We start from the raw sequence: 17,844 nt of genomic DNA, 5'->3' as shown, positions 1-17,844 counted from the left end.
GTTTATTAATATATTAATAAGAGATCCTGCAACACGTCATTCAGGTTTCAAGGAGTTGTCCATGAAAGGCACTGTCTTTGCCGTTGCCCTCAACCACAGTAGCCAGATCAGCTTCTGGCATGAGGCATTTAACAAAGAACCGTATAAAACACCCCCCAAAACACCTATTTGGTTTATCAAACCCCGCAATACCGTGATTAATTCAGGGGATGTTATTCCGCATCCTATCGGGGAAACGGTACAAAGCGGCGCAACTCTGGCGCTATTGATTGGAAAAACAGCACGCAAAGTTTCAGTTCAGAATGCCGAACAGTATATTGCTGGTTACGCATTGGCAAACGAAGTTAGCCTGCCTGAAACGTCATTCTACCGTCCTGCCATTAAAGCAAAATGTCGGGACGGTTTTTGTCCGATAGGCCAAATGATCAAGACCAACTCGGTAGAATCACTCGATATTGTGACTGAAATCAACGGCCAGGAAGTTGATCGTTGGTCTACCGAAGACCTCGTCCGTTCAGCATCAGAATTATTAGCAGCATTGAGCGAATTCGCCACCTTAAAAGCGGGTGATGCAATTCTATTGGGAACGCCCCACCAGCGCATTACCCTTCATCCTGCCGATAAAGTCACGGTCAAGGCTAAGGGTTTCCCTGATTTGGAAAATAGCGTTGTATTAGCAGGAGGTCAGGCATGAAATACGCCAAAATTCATTATCAGGGCCAGGATCTCAATGTCACGGTTGACGAACAGGAGCATGTCCTCTTGCCAGATGGAACTAGGGTCAGCGGTGAAGAGATTGTATGGCTTCCCCCCGCCAACGGAACGCTGTTCGCATTGGGGCTAAATTATGCCGATCACGCAACAGAGCTGGAATTTAAGCCACCAGAAGAACCACTGGTATTTATCAAGGCAGCCAATAGCTTAACCGGACACCGTCAGGTTTCTGTCCGTCCTGATAATGTGGAATATATGCATTATGAAGCAGAATTGGTTGTCGTGATGGGTAAACCCGCTCACAAAGTTTCCAGAGAAGAGGCCATGAATTACGTTGCGGGTTATACCGTTTGTAACGATTACGCCATTCGTGATTATCTGGAAAATTACTATCGTCCTAATCTGCGAGTAAAAAGCCGCGATACACTCACCCCAATCGGCCCGTGGATCATAGAGAAACAGCAGATCGCTGACCCGCACAATTTAACCTTGAAAACATGGGTGAACGGTGAACTCCGTCAACAAGGCACAACTGCCGATTTGATTTTCGATATTCCTTTCTTAATCACCTATCTCAGCGATTTCATGACATTGCAACCAGGTGACATGATCGCTACAGGAACACCCAAAGGGTTATCCAATGTTGTTCCCGGGGATGAAGTCATCGTAGAAGTCGAAGGTGTTGGGCGCTTAGTGAATCGCATTGTCAGCCAGCAAGAATATGAGGAGAGTTTGTCATGACCATGATTAACCATTGGATCAACGGCAAGAATGTCAGCAGCAAAACCTATTTCGCAACGACCAATCCTGCAACAGGCGAGGTGCTGGCTGAGGTTGCATCAGGCGGGCAGGAAGAGATCGCCCAAGCCGTTGCGGCGGCCAAACAGGCTTTCCCCAAATGGGCAAATACCCCAATGAAAGAACGCGCTCGTTTGATGCGTCGTTTGGGTGAATTAATCGACCAAAATGTTCCCGATATTTCTGCGCTGGAAACCAAGGATACGGGTCTTCCCATTCATCAGACACAAAATGTCTTGATCCCACGGGCTTCGCAAAATTTCAATTTTTTTGCTGAAATTTGCCAGCAGATGAACGGGCGTACTTATCCCGTTGATGACACAATGCTTAACTATACATTAATCCAGCCCGTTGGTGTTTGCGCACTGATTTCCCCATGGAACGTGCCTTTTATGACGGCTACGTGGAAGGTTGCGCCTTGCCTGGCTCTGGGAAATACAGCCGTTTTGAAGATGTCCGAACTTTCCCCGTTGACGGCTAACCGTCTGGGCGAATTGGCGCTGGAAGCTGGCATTCCGGCTGGAGTATTGAATGTGGTACAGGGCTACGGTAACACCGCAGGCGATGCGTTGGTAAAACATCATGATGTGCGCGCGGTCTCTTTCACGGGAGGGACAGCAACGGGTCGCCTGATCATGCAAAATGCCGGACTAAAAAAATACTCGATGGAGTTAGGCGGAAAATCCCCTGTCCTCATTTTTGAAGATGCAGATATTGAACGCGCACTGGATGCCGCCCTGTTCACCATTTTCTCCCTTAATGGCGAACGCTGTACGGCAGGTTCCCGCATTTTCATCCAGGAAAGTATCTACCCCGAATTCGTCAAACGCTTTGCTGAACGCGCTAATCGGTTACGTGTCGGTGATCCCCAAGATCCGCAAACTCAGGTTGGCAGCTTAATCAGCCAGCAACACTGGGAAAAAGTCTCCAATTATATCCGATTGGGGATCGAAGAAGGCGCCACACTGCTGGCCGGAGGTCCCGATAAACCTGCCGATTTACCTGCTCATCTAAAAAATGGTCACTTTTTGCGCCCTACAGTCCTGGCAGATGTGGATAACCACATGCGCGTGGCACAGGAAGAGATCTTCGGCCCTGTCGCTTGTCTGCTGCCGTTCAAGAGCGAAGAGGATGGGCTGCGGATGGCCAATGACGTGGAATATGGCCTTGCCTCTTATATCTGGACACAAGATGTCAGCAAAGTTTTGCGCCTGGCACGTAACATTGAAGCAGGCATGGTGTTTGTTAATTCCCAGAATGTTCGCGATCTGCGTCAGCCATTTGGCGGTATAAAAGCTTCCGGTGTGGGACGTGAAGGCGGGGAATACAGTTTTGAAGTATTTGCTGAAGTGAAGAACGTCTGTATCTCAATGGGAGAGCACCCTATTCCTCGTTGGGGTGTTTGAATAACTGCCATCCTGATACCAAGTGAGGGTTTATGGGAAAGTTAGCGTTAGCAGCGAAAATTACACATGTACCTTCTATGTACCTGTCTGAATTACCAGGCAAGCATCACGGTTGCCGGCAAGGTGCTATTGACGGACACAAAGAGATCAGCCGACGCTGTCGTGAGATGGGTGTCGATACGATTATTGTCTTCGATACACATTGGCTGGTTAACAGCGCCTACCATATTAACTGTTCCAACCATTTTTCCGGCATCTATACCAGTAATGAGTTGCCACATTTTATCCGCGATATGACCTATGAGTATGATGGCAATCCAGAGCTTGGCAGGATGATTGCGGAAGAAGCACGCCAGATGGGCGTTCGTGCCCAATCGCACGAGATCCCAAGCCTGAAACTGGAATATGGCACGCTGGTGCCAATGCGTTATATGAACGGCGACCGCCATTTCAAGGTGATTTCAATTTCAGCCTTTTGTACTGTCCATGCATTTGAAGACAGCCGCAAACTGGGAGAGGCTATTTTACGGGCGATTGAGAAATACGATGGCACGGTTGCAATATTGGCAAGCGGTTCGCTGTCACACAGTTTCATTGAAGATCAACGGGCTGAAGAGGGCATGAACAGCTATACCCGAGTATTTGATGAACAGATGGATCGCCGTGTCGTACAGCTTTGGAAAGAAGGCAAATTCAGGGAATTTTGCAAAATGCTACCGGAATATGCGCAATATTGTCGGGGAGAAGGCAACATGCATGATACCGTGATGCTACTGGGCCTGCTCGGATGGGACAAATATGACGGCAAAGTGGAGTTTTTGACGGAATTGTTTGCCAGCTCAGGGACAGGACAGGTTAACGCGGTGTTCCCGCTGCCAGATTATATTGTTAATCAAAATAAAATTAATGCCTGACAGGAGAAAACTGTGCCACATTTTTATGCTGAGTGTACTGAAAATATCCGTGAAGAGGCCAGGTTGCCAGAGTTATTTACCAAAGTGAACCAGGCGCTGGCAGATACGGGCATTTTTTCCGCTGGGCGGTATCCGCAGCCGTGCCATTTGGTTGGATACCTGGCAAATGGCGGATGGTAAACAAGATTATGCCTTCGTTCATATGACACTAAAGATTGGTGCCGGACGCAGCCTTGAAGATCGGCAAAAAGTCGGAGAAATATTGTTTGACTTAATCAAGGCACATTTCAGTGAATTGATGGCACGGCGTTATCTGGGCCTCTCTTTCACTCTGGAAGAACTCGATCCGGTGCTGAATTATAAATCCAATAATGTTCATAGCCTGTTTAAAGCAAAAGAGTAACGATTTTAGTGAGAAGAAACTATGACAAATCATCTGGATACACCATTGTTGCGTCAACAGGCCTATATCAACGGTCAATGGGTTGATGCGGAAAATAAAGCGACTTTTGAAGTCATTAACCCTGCCAATGGTAAAGTCATTGCCAATGTCAGTGATCTTGGCGCCAAAGAGACACAGTCTGCCATTGAGGCCGCCAAAAATGCCCTTCCTGCATGGCGATCACTGACAGCAAAACAGCGTAGCCAAACGCTCAGGCAATGGTTCCATCTGGTGATGGAAAACCAAACCGCCTTAGCAGAAATACTGAGTACGGAACAAGGCAAATCCCACACCGAGGCAATGGGAGAAATTGCTTACGGTGCCAGTTTTATCGAATGGTTCGCGGAAGAAGGCAAACGCATTTATGGCGAAACATTGCCTTCCCCAATGCCGGGCCGCCGTCTCGCTACCATCAAACAACCGATTGGTGTCGTTGCAGCCATTACACCGTGGAATTTCCCCAATGCGATGATCACCCGCAAAGTTGCACCTGCGCTGGCTGCGGGATGCACAGTGGTTCTGAAACCTGCTGCTGAAACTCCCCTTTCCGCGCTGGCTTTAATCGTTCTCGCGGAACAGGCTGGCATTCCGGCTGGAGTCCTCAATATCGTCACGGGAATGGATGCCAAAGCAATTGGTGAAGTACTGACCTCCAGCCCTATCGTGCGCAAACTTTCGTTCACCGGTTCTACACGGGTTGGCAAGTTATTAATGGCACAAAGTGCCGATACCGTGAAAAAACTCTCCCTCGAACTGGGTGGCAATGCGCCTTTTATCGTGTTTGATGATGCCGATCTTGATGCTGCGGTAGAGGGCGCAGTGGCTGCAAAATTCCGTAATAGCGGGCAAACCTGTGTTTGTGCCAACCGTATTCTGGTACAGGAAGGTATTTATGAGGCTTTTGCAGAACGCCTGGCACACGCGGTGAAACAGCTTCGTGTTGGGCCAGCCACTGACAGCTCATCACAGCAAGGCCCATTGATTAATCAAGCGGCAGTAGAAAAAGTACGAACGCATATCCGTGACGCGGTTTCCAACGGCGCACACCTTCTGACGGGAGGAAAATCCCACGCTCTGGGTGGTTTGTTCTTTGAGCCAACGGTACTGACAAATGTTACCGAGTCTATGTTAGTTGCCCACGAAGAAACCTTCGGCCCTTTGGCGCCATTGTTCAAATTCCGTGATGAAGACGAGGCCATCCGTATTGCTAACAGCACTGAATTTGGTCTGGCTGCTTATTTCTATTCCCGTGACATTGGCCGAATTTACCGTGTGGCGGAAGCGTTGGAAAGTGGCATGGTAGGTATCAATGAAGGTCTGATCTCCAACGAAATTGCGCCATTTGGCGGTATCAAGCAATCGGGGCTGGGACGTGAAGGTTCACGTTACGGTATTGAGGATTATCTGGAAGTGAAATACCTCTGTTTTGGAGGGTTGGAAGCTAAAGGAGCTTAACCCCTATGCTACAGCAAGAAATCGTATCACGGGTCGCACGCCGTTTACATCAGGCAGAGCAAAGCCGTGAGCAAATCCGACAAATATCACTGGACTATCCAGAGATAACTATTGAGGATGCTTACGCCATTCAACGTGAATGGGTAGATTTAAAAATCAAGGAAGGCCGAATTCTCAAGGGTCATAAGATTGGCCTGACATCTAAGGCCATGCAAGCCAGTTCACAGATTAATGAACCGGATTATGGTGCCCTGCTGGATGATATGTTTTTTCAAGACGGTGGTGACATTCCTTGCGAACGTTTTATTGTGCCCCGTATTGAGGTCGAACTGGCTTTTGTGCTGGCAAAACCCTTGACTGGCCCGAACTGTACGCTGTTTGATGTGTATAACGCGACAGATTACGTTATTCCCGCACTGGAACTTATCGATGCCCGTTGTCACAACATCGATCCCGAAACACAGCGTCCACGCAAGGTATTCGATACTATTTCTGACAATGCCGCCAATGGCGGTGTGATTATTGGGGGGCGGCCGATCAAGCCAGATGAACTGGATTTGCGCTGGGTTAGTGCCCTGCTCTACCGTAATGGTGTGATTGAAGAATCCGGCGTGGCAGCAGCAGTTCTCAATCATCCCGCCAATGGTGTGGCATGGCTTGCCAATAAACTGGCACCGCATGGTGTTCAACTGGAAGCAGGCCAGATTATTCTGGCTGGATCTTTTACCCGCCCTGTCCCTGCACGTAAAGGTGATACCTTTCATGTGGATTATGGCGTGTTAGGTTCAATTAGCTGTCACTTTGTTTAAGTCTATTGAGGTAACACCATGGATCAGCTAACAAATAAATTTAAACATACCCTGAAAGCAGGACGCCCACAAATCGGATTATGGCTTGGGCTATGCAGTGGGTATAGCGCGGAAATACTGGCAGGAACGGGATTTGATTGGTTGTTGATTGATGGTGAACATGCTCCCAATGATATTTCCACCATTCTTGCCCAATTACAAGGCATGGCCCCTTACCCAAGCCAACCGGTTGTTCGTCCGGCATGGAATGATCCGGTGATCGTCAAACAATTGCTGGATATTGGTGCCCAGACATTATTGTTCCCGATGATTCAAAATGCGGCGCAAGCGCGTGAAGCGGTCAGGGCGACTCGCTATCCCCCCGCAGGTATTCGTGGCGTAGGCAGTGCTCTGGCGCGCGCTTCTCGCTGGAACCGCATTCCTGACTATCTGTCCCGTGCTAATGACGAAATATGTGTACTGGTACAGGCAGAAACCCGTGAAGCCCTGCAAAATCTACCGGAAATAGCGGCTGTCGAAGGTGTCGATGGCGTATTTATCGGCCCGGCAGATCTCAGTGCAGATATGGGACACATCGGTAACCCACAACATCCTGAGGTCCAGTCTGCCATTGAACAAGCCATTGTTCAGATCCAGTCTTCCGGCAAGTCTGCCGGCATTTTGATGACCAATGTTGATGCAGCTAAACATTACCTCGATCTGGGTGCGCTATTTGTTGCCGTAGGGGTTGACACTATCCTGCTGACCGGAGCAGCCAACACTTTGGCAAGGCATTTCAGCAAATAATCGACAATAGTGTTTCGACAAAAATGATAACTCAATAATGGCTGATGTTGCTCGCGACATCTGCCATTGCAGTTGAGGTTCCTAATTGCTGTGCAAACAATCATATATAGCTAATAGATTTTAAATCCCCGCCAAAAGGAAAACCAAGCAATTCACAAAACAAGGAATAGAAAAAGAGGGGAAGATAAAAAAATAATAAAAAGGAAACACCAATGAGCATTTCACCTGACGCTATACCAAAATCCGAAAATCCCCCTCATCAACATAAAAAGCTGACCGCTCAACAGCAAAGTGTCATCAATAAATTATTCCGGCGCCTGATCCTCTTTCTCTTTGTTCTGTTCGTTTTCTCTTTTCTGGATCGTATCAATATTGGCTTTGCGGGTTTGACGATGGGAAAAGATCTCGGTTTAACATCCACCATGTTTGGTTTGGCCGCTACGCTGTTTTACGCCACTTACGTCATTTTCGGCATTCCCAGCAATGTAATGTTGAGCATTGTGGGTGCTCGTCGTTGGATCGCTACCATTATGGTGTTATGGGGGATCGCTTCCACCGCCACAATGTTTGCCACTGGTCCCACGAGCCTGTATATCTTACGTATGCTGGTGGGGATTGCGGAAGCAGGCTTTTTGCCGGGTATTTTGGTTTACCTGACTTATTGGTTTCCGGCCTATTATCGCGCGCGTGCTAATGCGCTGTTTATGATTGCTATGCCCGTAACAATGGCGTTTGGTTCACTCATTTCCGGTTATATTCTGGCAATGGATGGCATCTGGGATCTACGTGGCTGGCAGTGGTTGTTTTTGTTGGAAGGTTTCCCTTCTGTTTTGCTCGGTTTTGCTGTCTGGTTTTATCTGGATGATTCACCCAAAAAGGCCAAATGGTTAACTCGTGAAGATAGGCAATGCCTTCAAGAGATGATAGAAAACGACAAGCTGGCTATCACACAGCCCAATGAGCAGATCCAACCACAAAAAACCAGCTTATGGCGCGAGGTTTTTACCCCAATTGTATTAATGTACACCTGCGCTTATTTCTGTCTGACCAACACCTTAAGTGCCATTAATATCTGGACACCACAGATTATGCAGAGTTTCAATCAGGGCAGCAGCCATGTAATGATCGGCATTTTGACTGCCATTCCACAATTCTGCACGATTTTGGGCATGATTTACTGGAGCCGCCGCTCAGACCGCCTGCAAGAACGCAAAATGCACACAGCCTTGCCCTACCTGTTTGCCGCCGCAGGCTGGGTTTTAACTTCACTGACTGATAACAGCATGGTGCAATTACTCGGGATCATTATGGCTTCCACCGGATCGTTTACCGCTATGGCAGTATTCTGGACAACGCCGGATCAATCGATTAGCTTGCGTGCCCGCGCAGTGGGGATTGCCGTGATCAATGCGACTGGTAATGTGGGTTCAGCCGTCAGCCCTCTGCTGATCGGTTGGTTAAAAGATCAAACAGGTAATTTCAGTGCTGGACTTTATTTCGTAGCTGGATTACTGATCATCGGTGCATTAATTGTTTTCCTGATCCCAATGAAGCATTCACGGCCACAGGCAAGCTCGTAAATAACGAACAGCTATTGATATACCTTAGCCAACTAAGATACAGGAGGAAATCGATGACTGTATCCAATGCGCTCAAAGCCAATAAATCCATCATCACCAATATCGATATCAGCAAGGACTATGATGAAACTCAGGGATCGGATGATATTCACTATCAAACTTTCGGTCGCATGGCAGCATTTTTCGGGCGTAATATGCAGGCGCATCGCCATGACGGTTTTTTCCAACTACATTATCTGGTGACAGGACGGATCGAACTGCAATTAGACGAACAGCATTATTCCGTACAAGCCCCTCTGTTTATCCTGACTCCACCTTCCGTTCCTCATGCTTTTTTTACGCAGGAAGATACTGACGGTTATGTACTGACCGTCCGTCAGGAGCTGATCACACCATTGCTCAATTCGCTTTATCCCACCCATCGAGAACTGGTTGATATTCCGGCTATTTGTCTTTCCGTCGCGGATAAATACGATGAATTGGAAACATTCAACCATTATTGGGCACTGATTGGGCGTGAGTCTGCCAACCAATTTACCGGACGAGAACAATCGCTGACTTTCCTGGCTCAATCTCTGTTTACCTTTTTGCTGCGTAGTATTCCCCTTGACGATCATCATTCCGGTGGTATCAGAGGAGAATTGAAACTGTTTCAGCGCTTTAACCAATTGATTGATCAATACTATCACCAACATCTTGCCGTGCCAGAATATGCAGAAAAATTGGGAATTACGGAATCTCGTCTAAAGGATATGTGCCGACGCTTTGCCAATCGTCCACCAAAAAAACTGATCTTTGACCGACTACTACGGGAAGCAAAACGGTTATTGCTGTTTAGTGATAGTCCCGTATTTGAGGTGGCGTATCAGCTTGGGTTTAAAGATCCTGCTTACTTTACCCGATTTTTTAATCGGTTGGTGGGGTACTCACCGAGTGTTTGGCGGGAGAGGAATGTAATTGGGGAATATAGCCAACTATATAACTGGGATGAGCAAGCAGAAAAATAATTATTACCAAAACACAAAGCCGATCACATTTACGCAACAAACTCTCTGCTTTTATCGAAAAGTACCAGTAAATCCTCCGAAAGTCTCTTCAAGAGGCGCCGTTTAGTCGCTTCAATCAAACAGTGAAAGAAACATAAAATTAACAACCATCCCCATATGGATAACAAATCAAAATAAGGGGATTTTTTGGAGCATGAGGTTGCTATGAGACTAGAAAATTTGCGTGCTGATCATAAACGCCCATTTACCAGTAAAGAATACCTGAGTTCACTTCAGGATAGCCGCGAAATTTACATCTATGGTGAACGGGTCAAAGATGTCACAACACACCCGGCTTTCCGCAATGCGGCTGCTTCAATTGGTCAACTGTATGATGCCCTTCATGCCCCGGAAACCCGCGATGTACTCTGCTGGGATACCGATACCGGAAGTGGTGGTTACACACATAAATTCTTCCGTTTCGCCACCAGCGCTGATGATATCCGCCAACAGCGTGATGCCATTGCCGAATGGTCACGTCTGACCTACGGCTGGATGGGACGTTCACCCGATTATAAAGCTGCATTCTGCTGCTCATTGGGTGCTTATCCTGAATATTATGGACAATTCGCTGACAATGCTCGTATCTGGTATAAGCGCATTCAGGAAAGTTGCATCTATTTCAACCATGCGATTGTTAATCCACCGATTGATCGCCATATGCCAGCAGATCAGGTCAAAGATGTTTTTATCAAGATAGAAAAAGAGACAGATGCCGGAGTGATTGTCAGTGGCGCTAAAGTCGTCGCAACCAATTCAGCCCTGACTCACTATAATTTCATCGGGTTTGGCTCTGCACAGGTTATTGGGGATAATTCTGATTTTGCCCTCATGTTTGTTGCACCAATGGATGCCAATGGCGTGAAATTAATCTCCCGCGCCTCTTATGAATTGGTGGCCGGCGCTACTGGCTCCCCCTTCGATTACCCCCTTTCCAGTCGGTTTGATGAAAATGACGCCATTCTGGTCATGGATAAGGTATTAATTCCGTGGGAAAACGTGTTAATTTATCGCGATTTTGATCGTGCTCGCAATTGGGCGGTGCAAAGTGGTTTTGCACGGCTGTTCCCCATGCAAGCCTGTATACGCCTTGCCGTTAAGCTCGATTTCATTACGGCACTGTTGCAAAAAAGCCTTGAATGTACTGGCGTGGTGGAATTCCGCGGTGTTCAGGCTGATTTGGGAGAAGTCGTTGCATGGCGCAATCTGTTCTGGTCACTGACAGATGCGATGTGGGCAGAAGCCAAGCCGTGGGAAAATGGCGCTTACCTGCCTGATACTCAGGCGATTCAGACTTATCGCGTAATGGCTCCCATAGCTTACACAAAAATCAAGAATATTATTGAAAGCAATGTCACCAGCGGCTTGATTTATTTGCCATCCAGTGTACGTGATATGAATAATCCTGAGATCAATAAGTATCTTGAAAAATATGTCCGTGGCTCTAATGGTATTGATCATGTGGAACGAATCAAGATTTTGAAATTAATGTGGGATGCCATTGGCAGTGAGTTCGGCGGTCGCCATGAATTATACGAAATCAATTATGCCGGCAGTCAGGATGAAATTCGCCTGCAATGTCTGCGTCATGCCTATGGCTCTGGCAATATGAAGAAAATGATGGAATTGGTAGATCACTGTCTTTCTGACTATGATGTGAATGGCTGGACCAGTCCCCACTTACACAATAACTGTGATATTAACCTGTTAGATAAGCTACTGAAATAAATCAGTGGCAGGAGGCCTATTATGTCTGTAGAAAATAAACATCGCTTGCGTTTCAGGGATGCGATGGCAAGCCTTTCCGCTGCGGTGAATATCATCACCACGGATGGTCCTGCGGGGCGCTGCGGTATGACTGCAACGGCGGTGTGCTCTGTGACAGATACCCCTCCGACTCTGATGGTATGTATTAATCGCAATAGCGCCATGAATCCGGTATTTCAGGAAAATGGCCAGCTGTGTGTCAATATTCTGAATCATGAACAGGAATTGATGGCACGCCATTTCGCTGGCATGACTGGTGTCAGCATGGAGGAGCGCTTTAAATGGGATATCTGGAAAACTGGCATACTGGGACAACCCTTGCTACAAGGGACACTCGCCAATTTAGAGGGATGTATTAAGCAAGTACAGGAAGTCGGTACTCACTATGTATATCTAGTAGAAATAAAACAGATTATTGTTCGTGAAGAAGGTCATGGCCTTATTTACTTTAAGCGTAGTTTTCATCCAGTGATGGATAAAAATATGGCAACCGTTGTTTAAAAAAGCGCATTAAAACAGAAATATTCTCAACATAGCCTCCTAACATGAAGGTTCTTTAACAAAGAGCCTTCATCTCTAAATTTTTATCAATATCTTTTTAATTGATATTTAATAGACTTTGCTCTGAATATCAGCAAAAAATTTCAGTCTGAAAATCCTCAATATCACTCCAAAATACATAATAAAAACTTCATATATAGATGAAAGTGATTCCATTTCATATCCATTTTTATTTCATCTACCTCTTTTCAGCAAACAACAAACGAAAGAGATTAAATAGCAATCAAATTGATTTATTTGCGAGCACAAAACCCACTTATTAATAATTTTTGATATTAATTTAGTGAATATCCTGTCAGATCTGGTATTACTTTTTTTAGTTAGTGTGATCAACCGTCGAGAAGATATCATACCAGTGTATTAACCTCCCTCGTTTCACGGTCACCTTAAATAAATAAACAAAATCACAACTTGTGCGATACATTTGAGTTACAAATATGTTAACAACAGTATAATTATCTGAATATATTTTTATCTGAGTGTACTGCCCATCTAATGATAGCAAACAGAGGCATCACTATGAGTAAAACCGCTCCGATCGGTTTATGGGATCAACCCAAACCTTTCTTCATGATATTTTTTGTAGAACTATGGGAACGATTTGGCTACTACGGTGTTCAAGGCATTCTGGCTGTTTACTTCGTTCAACAACTTGGTTTTTCAGAAACACAATCATTTATCACTTTTGGCGCATTTACTGCGTTGGTCTACGGCCTAATTTCCATCGGTGGTTATGTTGGTGATCACTTACTGGGGACAAAACGAACCATTGTTTTGGGTGCTATCGTACTGGCGATAGGCTACTTCATGATTGGCCTTTCCATCATAAATCCTGAGCTGATTTTTTATGCCCTGGGAACCGTCGCTGTCGGTAATGGCCTTTTCAAAGCTAACCCAGCCAGTCTGCTGGCAAAATGTTACCAACCGCAAGATCCACGTTTGGATGGTGCATTTACGCTATTTTATATGTCTATCAATCTTGGCTCTCTGGTCTCCCTCTCTCTTGCCCCCGTCATTGCCGAAAAATATGGTTATGCCATCACCTATAATATCTGCGGTATCGGTCTGATTATTGCCCTGTTGGTTTATATCGCCAGCCGTCGTATGGTACATAACATCGGTTCAGAGCCAGATCATGCCCCTTTGAGCTATATCACCTTGTTTTCGGTCTTAATCGGTACAGTTGTCATGATTGGCATCTGTGCATGGTTATTGCACAACATCAAAATTGCCAATATTGCCCTTATGGCGATCTCAACCATCGTTGTGGTCATTTTCTTCTGGCAGGCATTCAAACAGGATAGAGTCGGCCGCAATAAGATGTTTGTGGCATTGATTCTGATGCTTCAGGCTATCGTGTTCTTTATCCTGTATAACCAGATGCCAACTTCCCTCAACTTCTTCGCCATCAACAATGTTCATCACCAGATTCTGGGTTTTAATATCAATCCCATCAGTTTTCAGGCACTTAACCCATTCTGGATCATCGTCGTCAGCCCTATCTTGGCCGTGGTTTACACTAAACTGGGTAACAAAGGTAAAGATTTTTCCATGCCAACAAAATTCACCTTCGGCATGTTCTTGTGTTCTCTGGGGTTCCTGACCGCCGCAGCCTCTGGTTTATTTGCCGATGAAAATGGTATTACATCCCCATGGTTTATCGTGCTGGTATACCTGTTCCAGAGCGTCGGAGAGTTAATGATCAGCGCATTGGGACTGGCAATGGTAGCAACGTTTGTTCCTAGCTATCTGACTGGTTTTATTCTGGGTATGTGGTTCTTGTCACAAGCCGCAGCATCAGTGTTGGGTAGTTATGTGGCAACCTTTACTGCCGCACCAGAAGGCGTGACTAATCCACTGCAAACCCTGCCAATTTATACTAACGTATTCGGTAAAATTGGGATTGCAACCCTGATTGTCGCTGTGATTATGGCCTTTATGGTGCCGTGGTTGAACAAGATTATGAAAGCGTAACCTGTCTAATCCTGCTTGATTAAACAAATTTTCCGCTCGTTGATAAGTCAAATAACGGGTGGGAAATACCAAGCTGAGCTGGCTAATTCAAAAAAGAACTTAGCCAGCTTTTATATTAGCTAAGTAATAAATTTTATATAAATAACAATTTATTACAGCACATCAACTGCATTCAGTTCTTTAAAAGCCTGCTCCAGACGAACAACCATGGAAGCCTGAGCAGCACGCAACCAAACACGTGGATCATAGAACTTCTTGTTAGGCTTATCTGCACCTTCAGGGTTACCTAACTGGCCTTGCAGGTAGCCCTCATTCTTTTTGTAGTAGTTCAGGATACCTTCCCAAGTTGCCCACTGGGTATCGGTATCGATATTCATTTTCACTACACCGTAACTCACGGCTTCCTGAATCTCTTCTGCGGTAGAGCCAGAGCCACCGTGGAAGACAAAATCCAGACTGTTGTGTGGCAGGTTGAATTTTTCAGAAACGTAGTCCTGTGAATTGCGCAGAATTTTTGGCGTCAGTTTAACGTTGCCAGGTTTGTATACACCATGAACGTTACCGAAAGAAGCCGCGATGGTGAAACGCGGGCTGATAGCGTTCAGTTTCTCATACGCATAAGCCACATCTTCTGGCTGTGTATACAGGGAAGAGCTGTCCAGATGGGAATTATCAACACCATCTTCTTCACCACCAGTGCAACCCAGTTCGATTTCCAGTGTCATGTCGATTTTCGCCATACGTGCCAGATATTGGCTGCAAATCTCGATATTTTCTTCCAGAGATTCTTCTGACAGGTCGATCATGTGAGAGGAGAACAGAGGCTTACCTGTTTGCGCGTAGTGTTTTTCACCCGCTTCCAGCAGGCCATCGATCCATGGCAGCAGTTTACGTGCACAATGGTCGGTATGCAGGATAACAGGCACACCATAATGTTCTGCCATCTGGTGAACATGGTGGGCACCAGAAATAGCACCGATAATCGCTGCTTGTTGACCTTCTGCTTTCAGACCCTTACCGGCAATGAAAGAGGCACCACCGTTAGAAAACTGGATAATGACCGGAGCACGTACTTTTGCCGCCGTTTCCAACACCGCGTTGATGGAATCAGTACCGACGCAGTTAACCGCTGGTAACGCGAAATTGTTTTCTTTAGCGACAGCAAAGACTTTTTGAACATTATCACCAGTGATGACACCCGGTTTTACGAAATCAAAAATTTTAGACATGTTACGTGGTCCTGTATTGACATTGAACAGGCAGCCAATGCTGCCTGTTTATTACAACTTAATTACTTTTAGCACGTTCTTCCAGCATCACCACAGCTGGCAGTTTTTTGCCTTCAACGAACTCAAGGAAAGCACCACCACCAGTAGAGATGTAAGAGATCTTATCGGCAATTTCGAACAGATCGATTGCCGCCAAGGTATCACCGCCCCCTGCGATAGAGAAAGCATCACTCTCAGCAATTGCACGGGCAATAATTTCGGTTCCTTTACGGAAATTAGGGAATTCAAAAACACCTACAGGACCATTCCACAAAATAGTCTTGGCGCTTTTCAGGATTTCAGCCAGACGTTCGGCAGAAGCATCACCCAAGTCAAGGATCTGCTCTTCATCTTGAATTTCGCTGGTGGATTTCAGCGTTGCTTCCGCAGTCTCAGAGAATTCTGTCGCAACACGAACATCGGTAGGAACTGGGATGTCACAACTTTCCATCAGTTTTTTCGCTTCTGAGATCAAATCATCTTCGTACAGCGAACGACCAACATTGTGTCCTTCTGCGGCAACAAATGTATTAGCAATTCCACCACCCACGATCAGCTGATCGGCAATTTTGGACAGCGAATCAAGAACGGTCAGTTTGGTTGAAACCTTAGATCCCCCTACAATCGCCACCATTGGACGGGCAGGATTGTGCAATGCTTGACCCAAAGCTTCCAGTTCACCAGATAGCAGTGGGCCAGCACAAGCAATAGGGGCAAACTTAGCAACACCATGAGTTGACGCTTGTGCACGGTGCGCAGTACCAAAAGCATCCATTACATACACATCACACAGTGCAGCATACTGTTTTGATAACGTTTCATCATCTTTTTTCTCACCTTTGTTGAAGCGAACGTTTTCCAGAACCACTAATTCGCCTTCCGACACTTCAACACCATCCAGATAGGTTTTTTCCAGACGAACAGGAGAAGAAAGTGCTTCTTTCAAATAATCAACGACAGGTTGCAGTGAGAACTCTTCGTTGTATTCTCCCTCAGTTGGGCGTCCCAGGTGAGAAGTAACCATGACCTTGGCTCCCTGATTCAACGCAGCCTCAATTGTCGGCAAAGACGCACGGATACGTGCATCAGAAGTCACTTTGCCATCTTTTACAGGCACATTCAGATCAGCACGGATCAATACGCGTTTACCCGCCAGATCTAAATCAGTCATCTTAATTACAGACATGGTGAATCCTCTCATTGATTCTTTATAAAATTACTCAATCTTCTGCTGTGTGCTGTTTGTGACACAACAAATGATTATTTGAAACCGGTTGCGGCCATTGCCAGTGTCGTATCAATCATACGATTGGCAAAGCCCCACTCATTGTCACACCACACAAGGGTTTTAATCAGGTGCTTCCCGCTAACCCTCGTTTGTGTGCCATCCACAATAGCACTGTGGGGATCGTGGTTAAAATCCGTTGAAACCAACGGCAGATCAGTGTAATCCACTATACCATGAAACGCCCTGGCCGCTGATTTTTGCAGGAGTTGGTTCACATCTTCCACACTCACTGGCGAACAGACAGTTACGCTCAAGTCAATGGCTGTCACATTGATAGTAGGTACCCGAACAGAAATCGCCTCAAACCGATCATTAAATTTAGGGAAAATACGAGTGATCCCCGCAGCCAGTTTTGTATCAACAGGAATGATGGATTGACTGGCCGCCCGGGTTCGACGTAAATCACAGTGATAAGCATCAATCACAGGTTGATCATTCATCGATGCGTGAATGGTTGTCACCGTACCAGATTCAATATTGAACGCATCGTCCAACATTTTAATGATTGGAATGATGCAGTTTGTTGTACAGGATGCATTAGAAACAATGCGATCTTCGGCAACCAATGAATGGTGATTAACACCATATACTACGGTAGCATCCAGATTATTGCCTCCTGGATGCGCAAATAGGACTTTTTTAGCTCCGCTGGCGATATGAGACTCTCCGTCTGCCCGTTCACCATACTTACCTGTGCAATCAAGAACAATATCAATGCCCAACTCTTTCCACGGCAGAGCCGAGATATTCGGTTGATGAAACAGCCGGATGCTATCGTCTCCTATTTGCAATAAATCATTATTCAGGCGTACATCCCATGCAAAACGCCCATGACTGGAATCGTATTTCAACAAGTGAGCAATACCTTGTGCATTTGCCAACTCATTGATAGCGATCACTGAAATTTCAGCTTGACGCCCGGATTCGTAAAGAGCACGCAAAACGCTGCGCCCTATTCTTCCGAAACCATTAATCGCTACCCTGATAGTCATGTTACTCCCTGAATTTCTCTGTAGTTACGCGACCGCTTAGGATA

General features: G+C 46.1%; 15 protein-coding genes and 1 pseudogene. 13 read left to right on the top strand and 3 right to left on the bottom strand.

Annotated features, from left to right (window positions below; all coding sequences use genetic code 11):
* The first annotated feature begins 61 nt into the window (after positions 1-61).
* From BDE27_RS03220 to dtpB, 13 genes and pseudogenes are all read left to right on the top strand, one after another.
* Positions 62-694, top strand: a complete 633-nt coding sequence (locus BDE27_RS03220) for a fumarylacetoacetate hydrolase family protein (RefSeq protein ID WP_099133823.1) — start codon at positions 62-64, stop codon at positions 692-694.
* Positions 691-1,455 (top strand): fumarylacetoacetate hydrolase family protein, encoded by a 765-nt coding sequence (locus tag BDE27_RS03215; protein WP_099133822.1) that lies wholly within the window; start codon positions 691-693, stop codon positions 1,453-1,455. The genes BDE27_RS03220 and BDE27_RS03215 overlap by 4 nt, the downstream gene beginning before the upstream one ends.
* Positions 1,452-2,918, top strand: coding sequence for a 5-carboxymethyl-2-hydroxymuconate semialdehyde dehydrogenase (gene hpaE, locus BDE27_RS03210; protein WP_099133821.1), 1,467 nt, complete (start codon positions 1,452-1,454; stop codon positions 2,916-2,918). Before BDE27_RS03215 ends, hpaE begins: the two co-directional genes overlap by 4 nt.
* A gap of 32 nt (positions 2,919-2,950) precedes the next feature.
* A complete protein-coding gene (gene hpaD, locus BDE27_RS03205) occupies positions 2,951-3,832 on the top strand; it encodes a 3,4-dihydroxyphenylacetate 2,3-dioxygenase (protein ID WP_099133820.1) in 882 nt (293 codons plus the stop codon).
* Positions 3,833-3,844: 12 nt separating this feature from the next.
* Positions 3,845-4,235 (top strand): annotated as a pseudogene (locus tag BDE27_RS03200) (5-carboxymethyl-2-hydroxymuconate Delta-isomerase).
* 21 nt (positions 4,236-4,256) lie between these two features.
* Complete coding sequence (locus tag BDE27_RS03195; RefSeq protein WP_099133818.1) at positions 4,257-5,729, top strand: NAD-dependent succinate-semialdehyde dehydrogenase; 1,473 nt, start codon at positions 4,257-4,259, stop codon at positions 5,727-5,729.
* A 5-nt stretch (positions 5,730-5,734) separates the two neighbouring features.
* Positions 5,735-6,538: a 2-oxo-hept-4-ene-1,7-dioate hydratase gene (gene hpaH, locus BDE27_RS03190; RefSeq protein WP_099133817.1), complete on the top strand. Its 804-nt coding sequence runs from the start codon at positions 5,735-5,737 to the stop codon at positions 6,536-6,538.
* 18 nt (positions 6,539-6,556) lie between these two features.
* Positions 6,557-7,324 (top strand): 4-hydroxy-2-oxoheptanedioate aldolase, encoded by a 768-nt coding sequence (gene hpaI / locus BDE27_RS03185; protein ID WP_099133816.1) that lies wholly within the window; start codon positions 6,557-6,559, stop codon positions 7,322-7,324.
* A gap of 212 nt (positions 7,325-7,536) precedes the next feature.
* Positions 7,537-8,904, top strand: a complete 1,368-nt coding sequence (hpaX, locus tag BDE27_RS03180; protein WP_099133815.1) for a 4-hydroxyphenylacetate permease — start codon at positions 7,537-7,539, stop codon at positions 8,902-8,904.
* Between the two features lie 53 nt (positions 8,905-8,957).
* Positions 8,958-9,911: a 4-hydroxyphenylacetate catabolism regulatory protein HpaA gene (gene hpaA, locus BDE27_RS03175; RefSeq protein WP_099133814.1), complete on the top strand. Its 954-nt coding sequence runs from the start codon at positions 8,958-8,960 to the stop codon at positions 9,909-9,911.
* A 204-nt stretch (positions 9,912-10,115) separates the two neighbouring features.
* Positions 10,116-11,678, top strand: coding sequence for a 4-hydroxyphenylacetate 3-monooxygenase, oxygenase component (gene hpaB, locus BDE27_RS03170; RefSeq protein WP_099133813.1), 1,563 nt, complete (start codon positions 10,116-10,118; stop codon positions 11,676-11,678).
* Between the two features lie 21 nt (positions 11,679-11,699).
* A complete protein-coding gene (hpaC, locus tag BDE27_RS03165) occupies positions 11,700-12,218 on the top strand; it encodes a 4-hydroxyphenylacetate 3-monooxygenase, reductase component (protein WP_099133812.1) in 519 nt (172 codons plus the stop codon).
* A gap of 579 nt (positions 12,219-12,797) precedes the next feature.
* Positions 12,798-14,252 (top strand): dipeptide/tripeptide permease DtpB, encoded by a 1,455-nt coding sequence (gene dtpB / locus BDE27_RS03160; protein WP_099133811.1) that lies wholly within the window; start codon positions 12,798-12,800, stop codon positions 14,250-14,252.
* Positions 14,253-14,404: 152 nt separating this feature from the next.
* Here the strand turns inward: dtpB and fbaA are convergent, their stop codons facing one another.
* The 3 genes from fbaA to epd form a co-directional block, all read right to left on the bottom strand.
* Positions 14,405-15,481 (bottom strand): class II fructose-bisphosphate aldolase, encoded by a 1,077-nt coding sequence (gene fbaA / locus BDE27_RS03155; RefSeq protein WP_099133810.1) that lies wholly within the window; start codon positions 15,479-15,481, stop codon positions 14,405-14,407.
* 58 nt (positions 15,482-15,539) lie between these two features.
* On the bottom strand, positions 15,540-16,706 hold the full coding sequence (gene pgk, locus BDE27_RS03150; protein WP_099133809.1) for a phosphoglycerate kinase: 1,167 nt from the start codon (positions 16,704-16,706) through the stop codon (positions 15,540-15,542).
* A 74-nt stretch (positions 16,707-16,780) separates the two neighbouring features.
* On the bottom strand, positions 16,781-17,800 hold the full coding sequence (epd, locus tag BDE27_RS03145; RefSeq protein ID WP_099133808.1) for an erythrose-4-phosphate dehydrogenase: 1,020 nt from the start codon (positions 17,798-17,800) through the stop codon (positions 16,781-16,783).
* Positions 17,801-17,844: the final 44 nt, after the last annotated feature.

It is taken from the genome of Xenorhabdus ehlersii (assembly GCF_003610465.1).
Classification (GTDB): domain Bacteria; phylum Pseudomonadota; class Gammaproteobacteria; order Enterobacterales; family Enterobacteriaceae; genus Xenorhabdus; species Xenorhabdus ehlersii.
The sequence above is the reverse complement of the archived record's forward strand: the minus strand, read 5'-3'. Positions and strand labels throughout refer to the sequence as shown.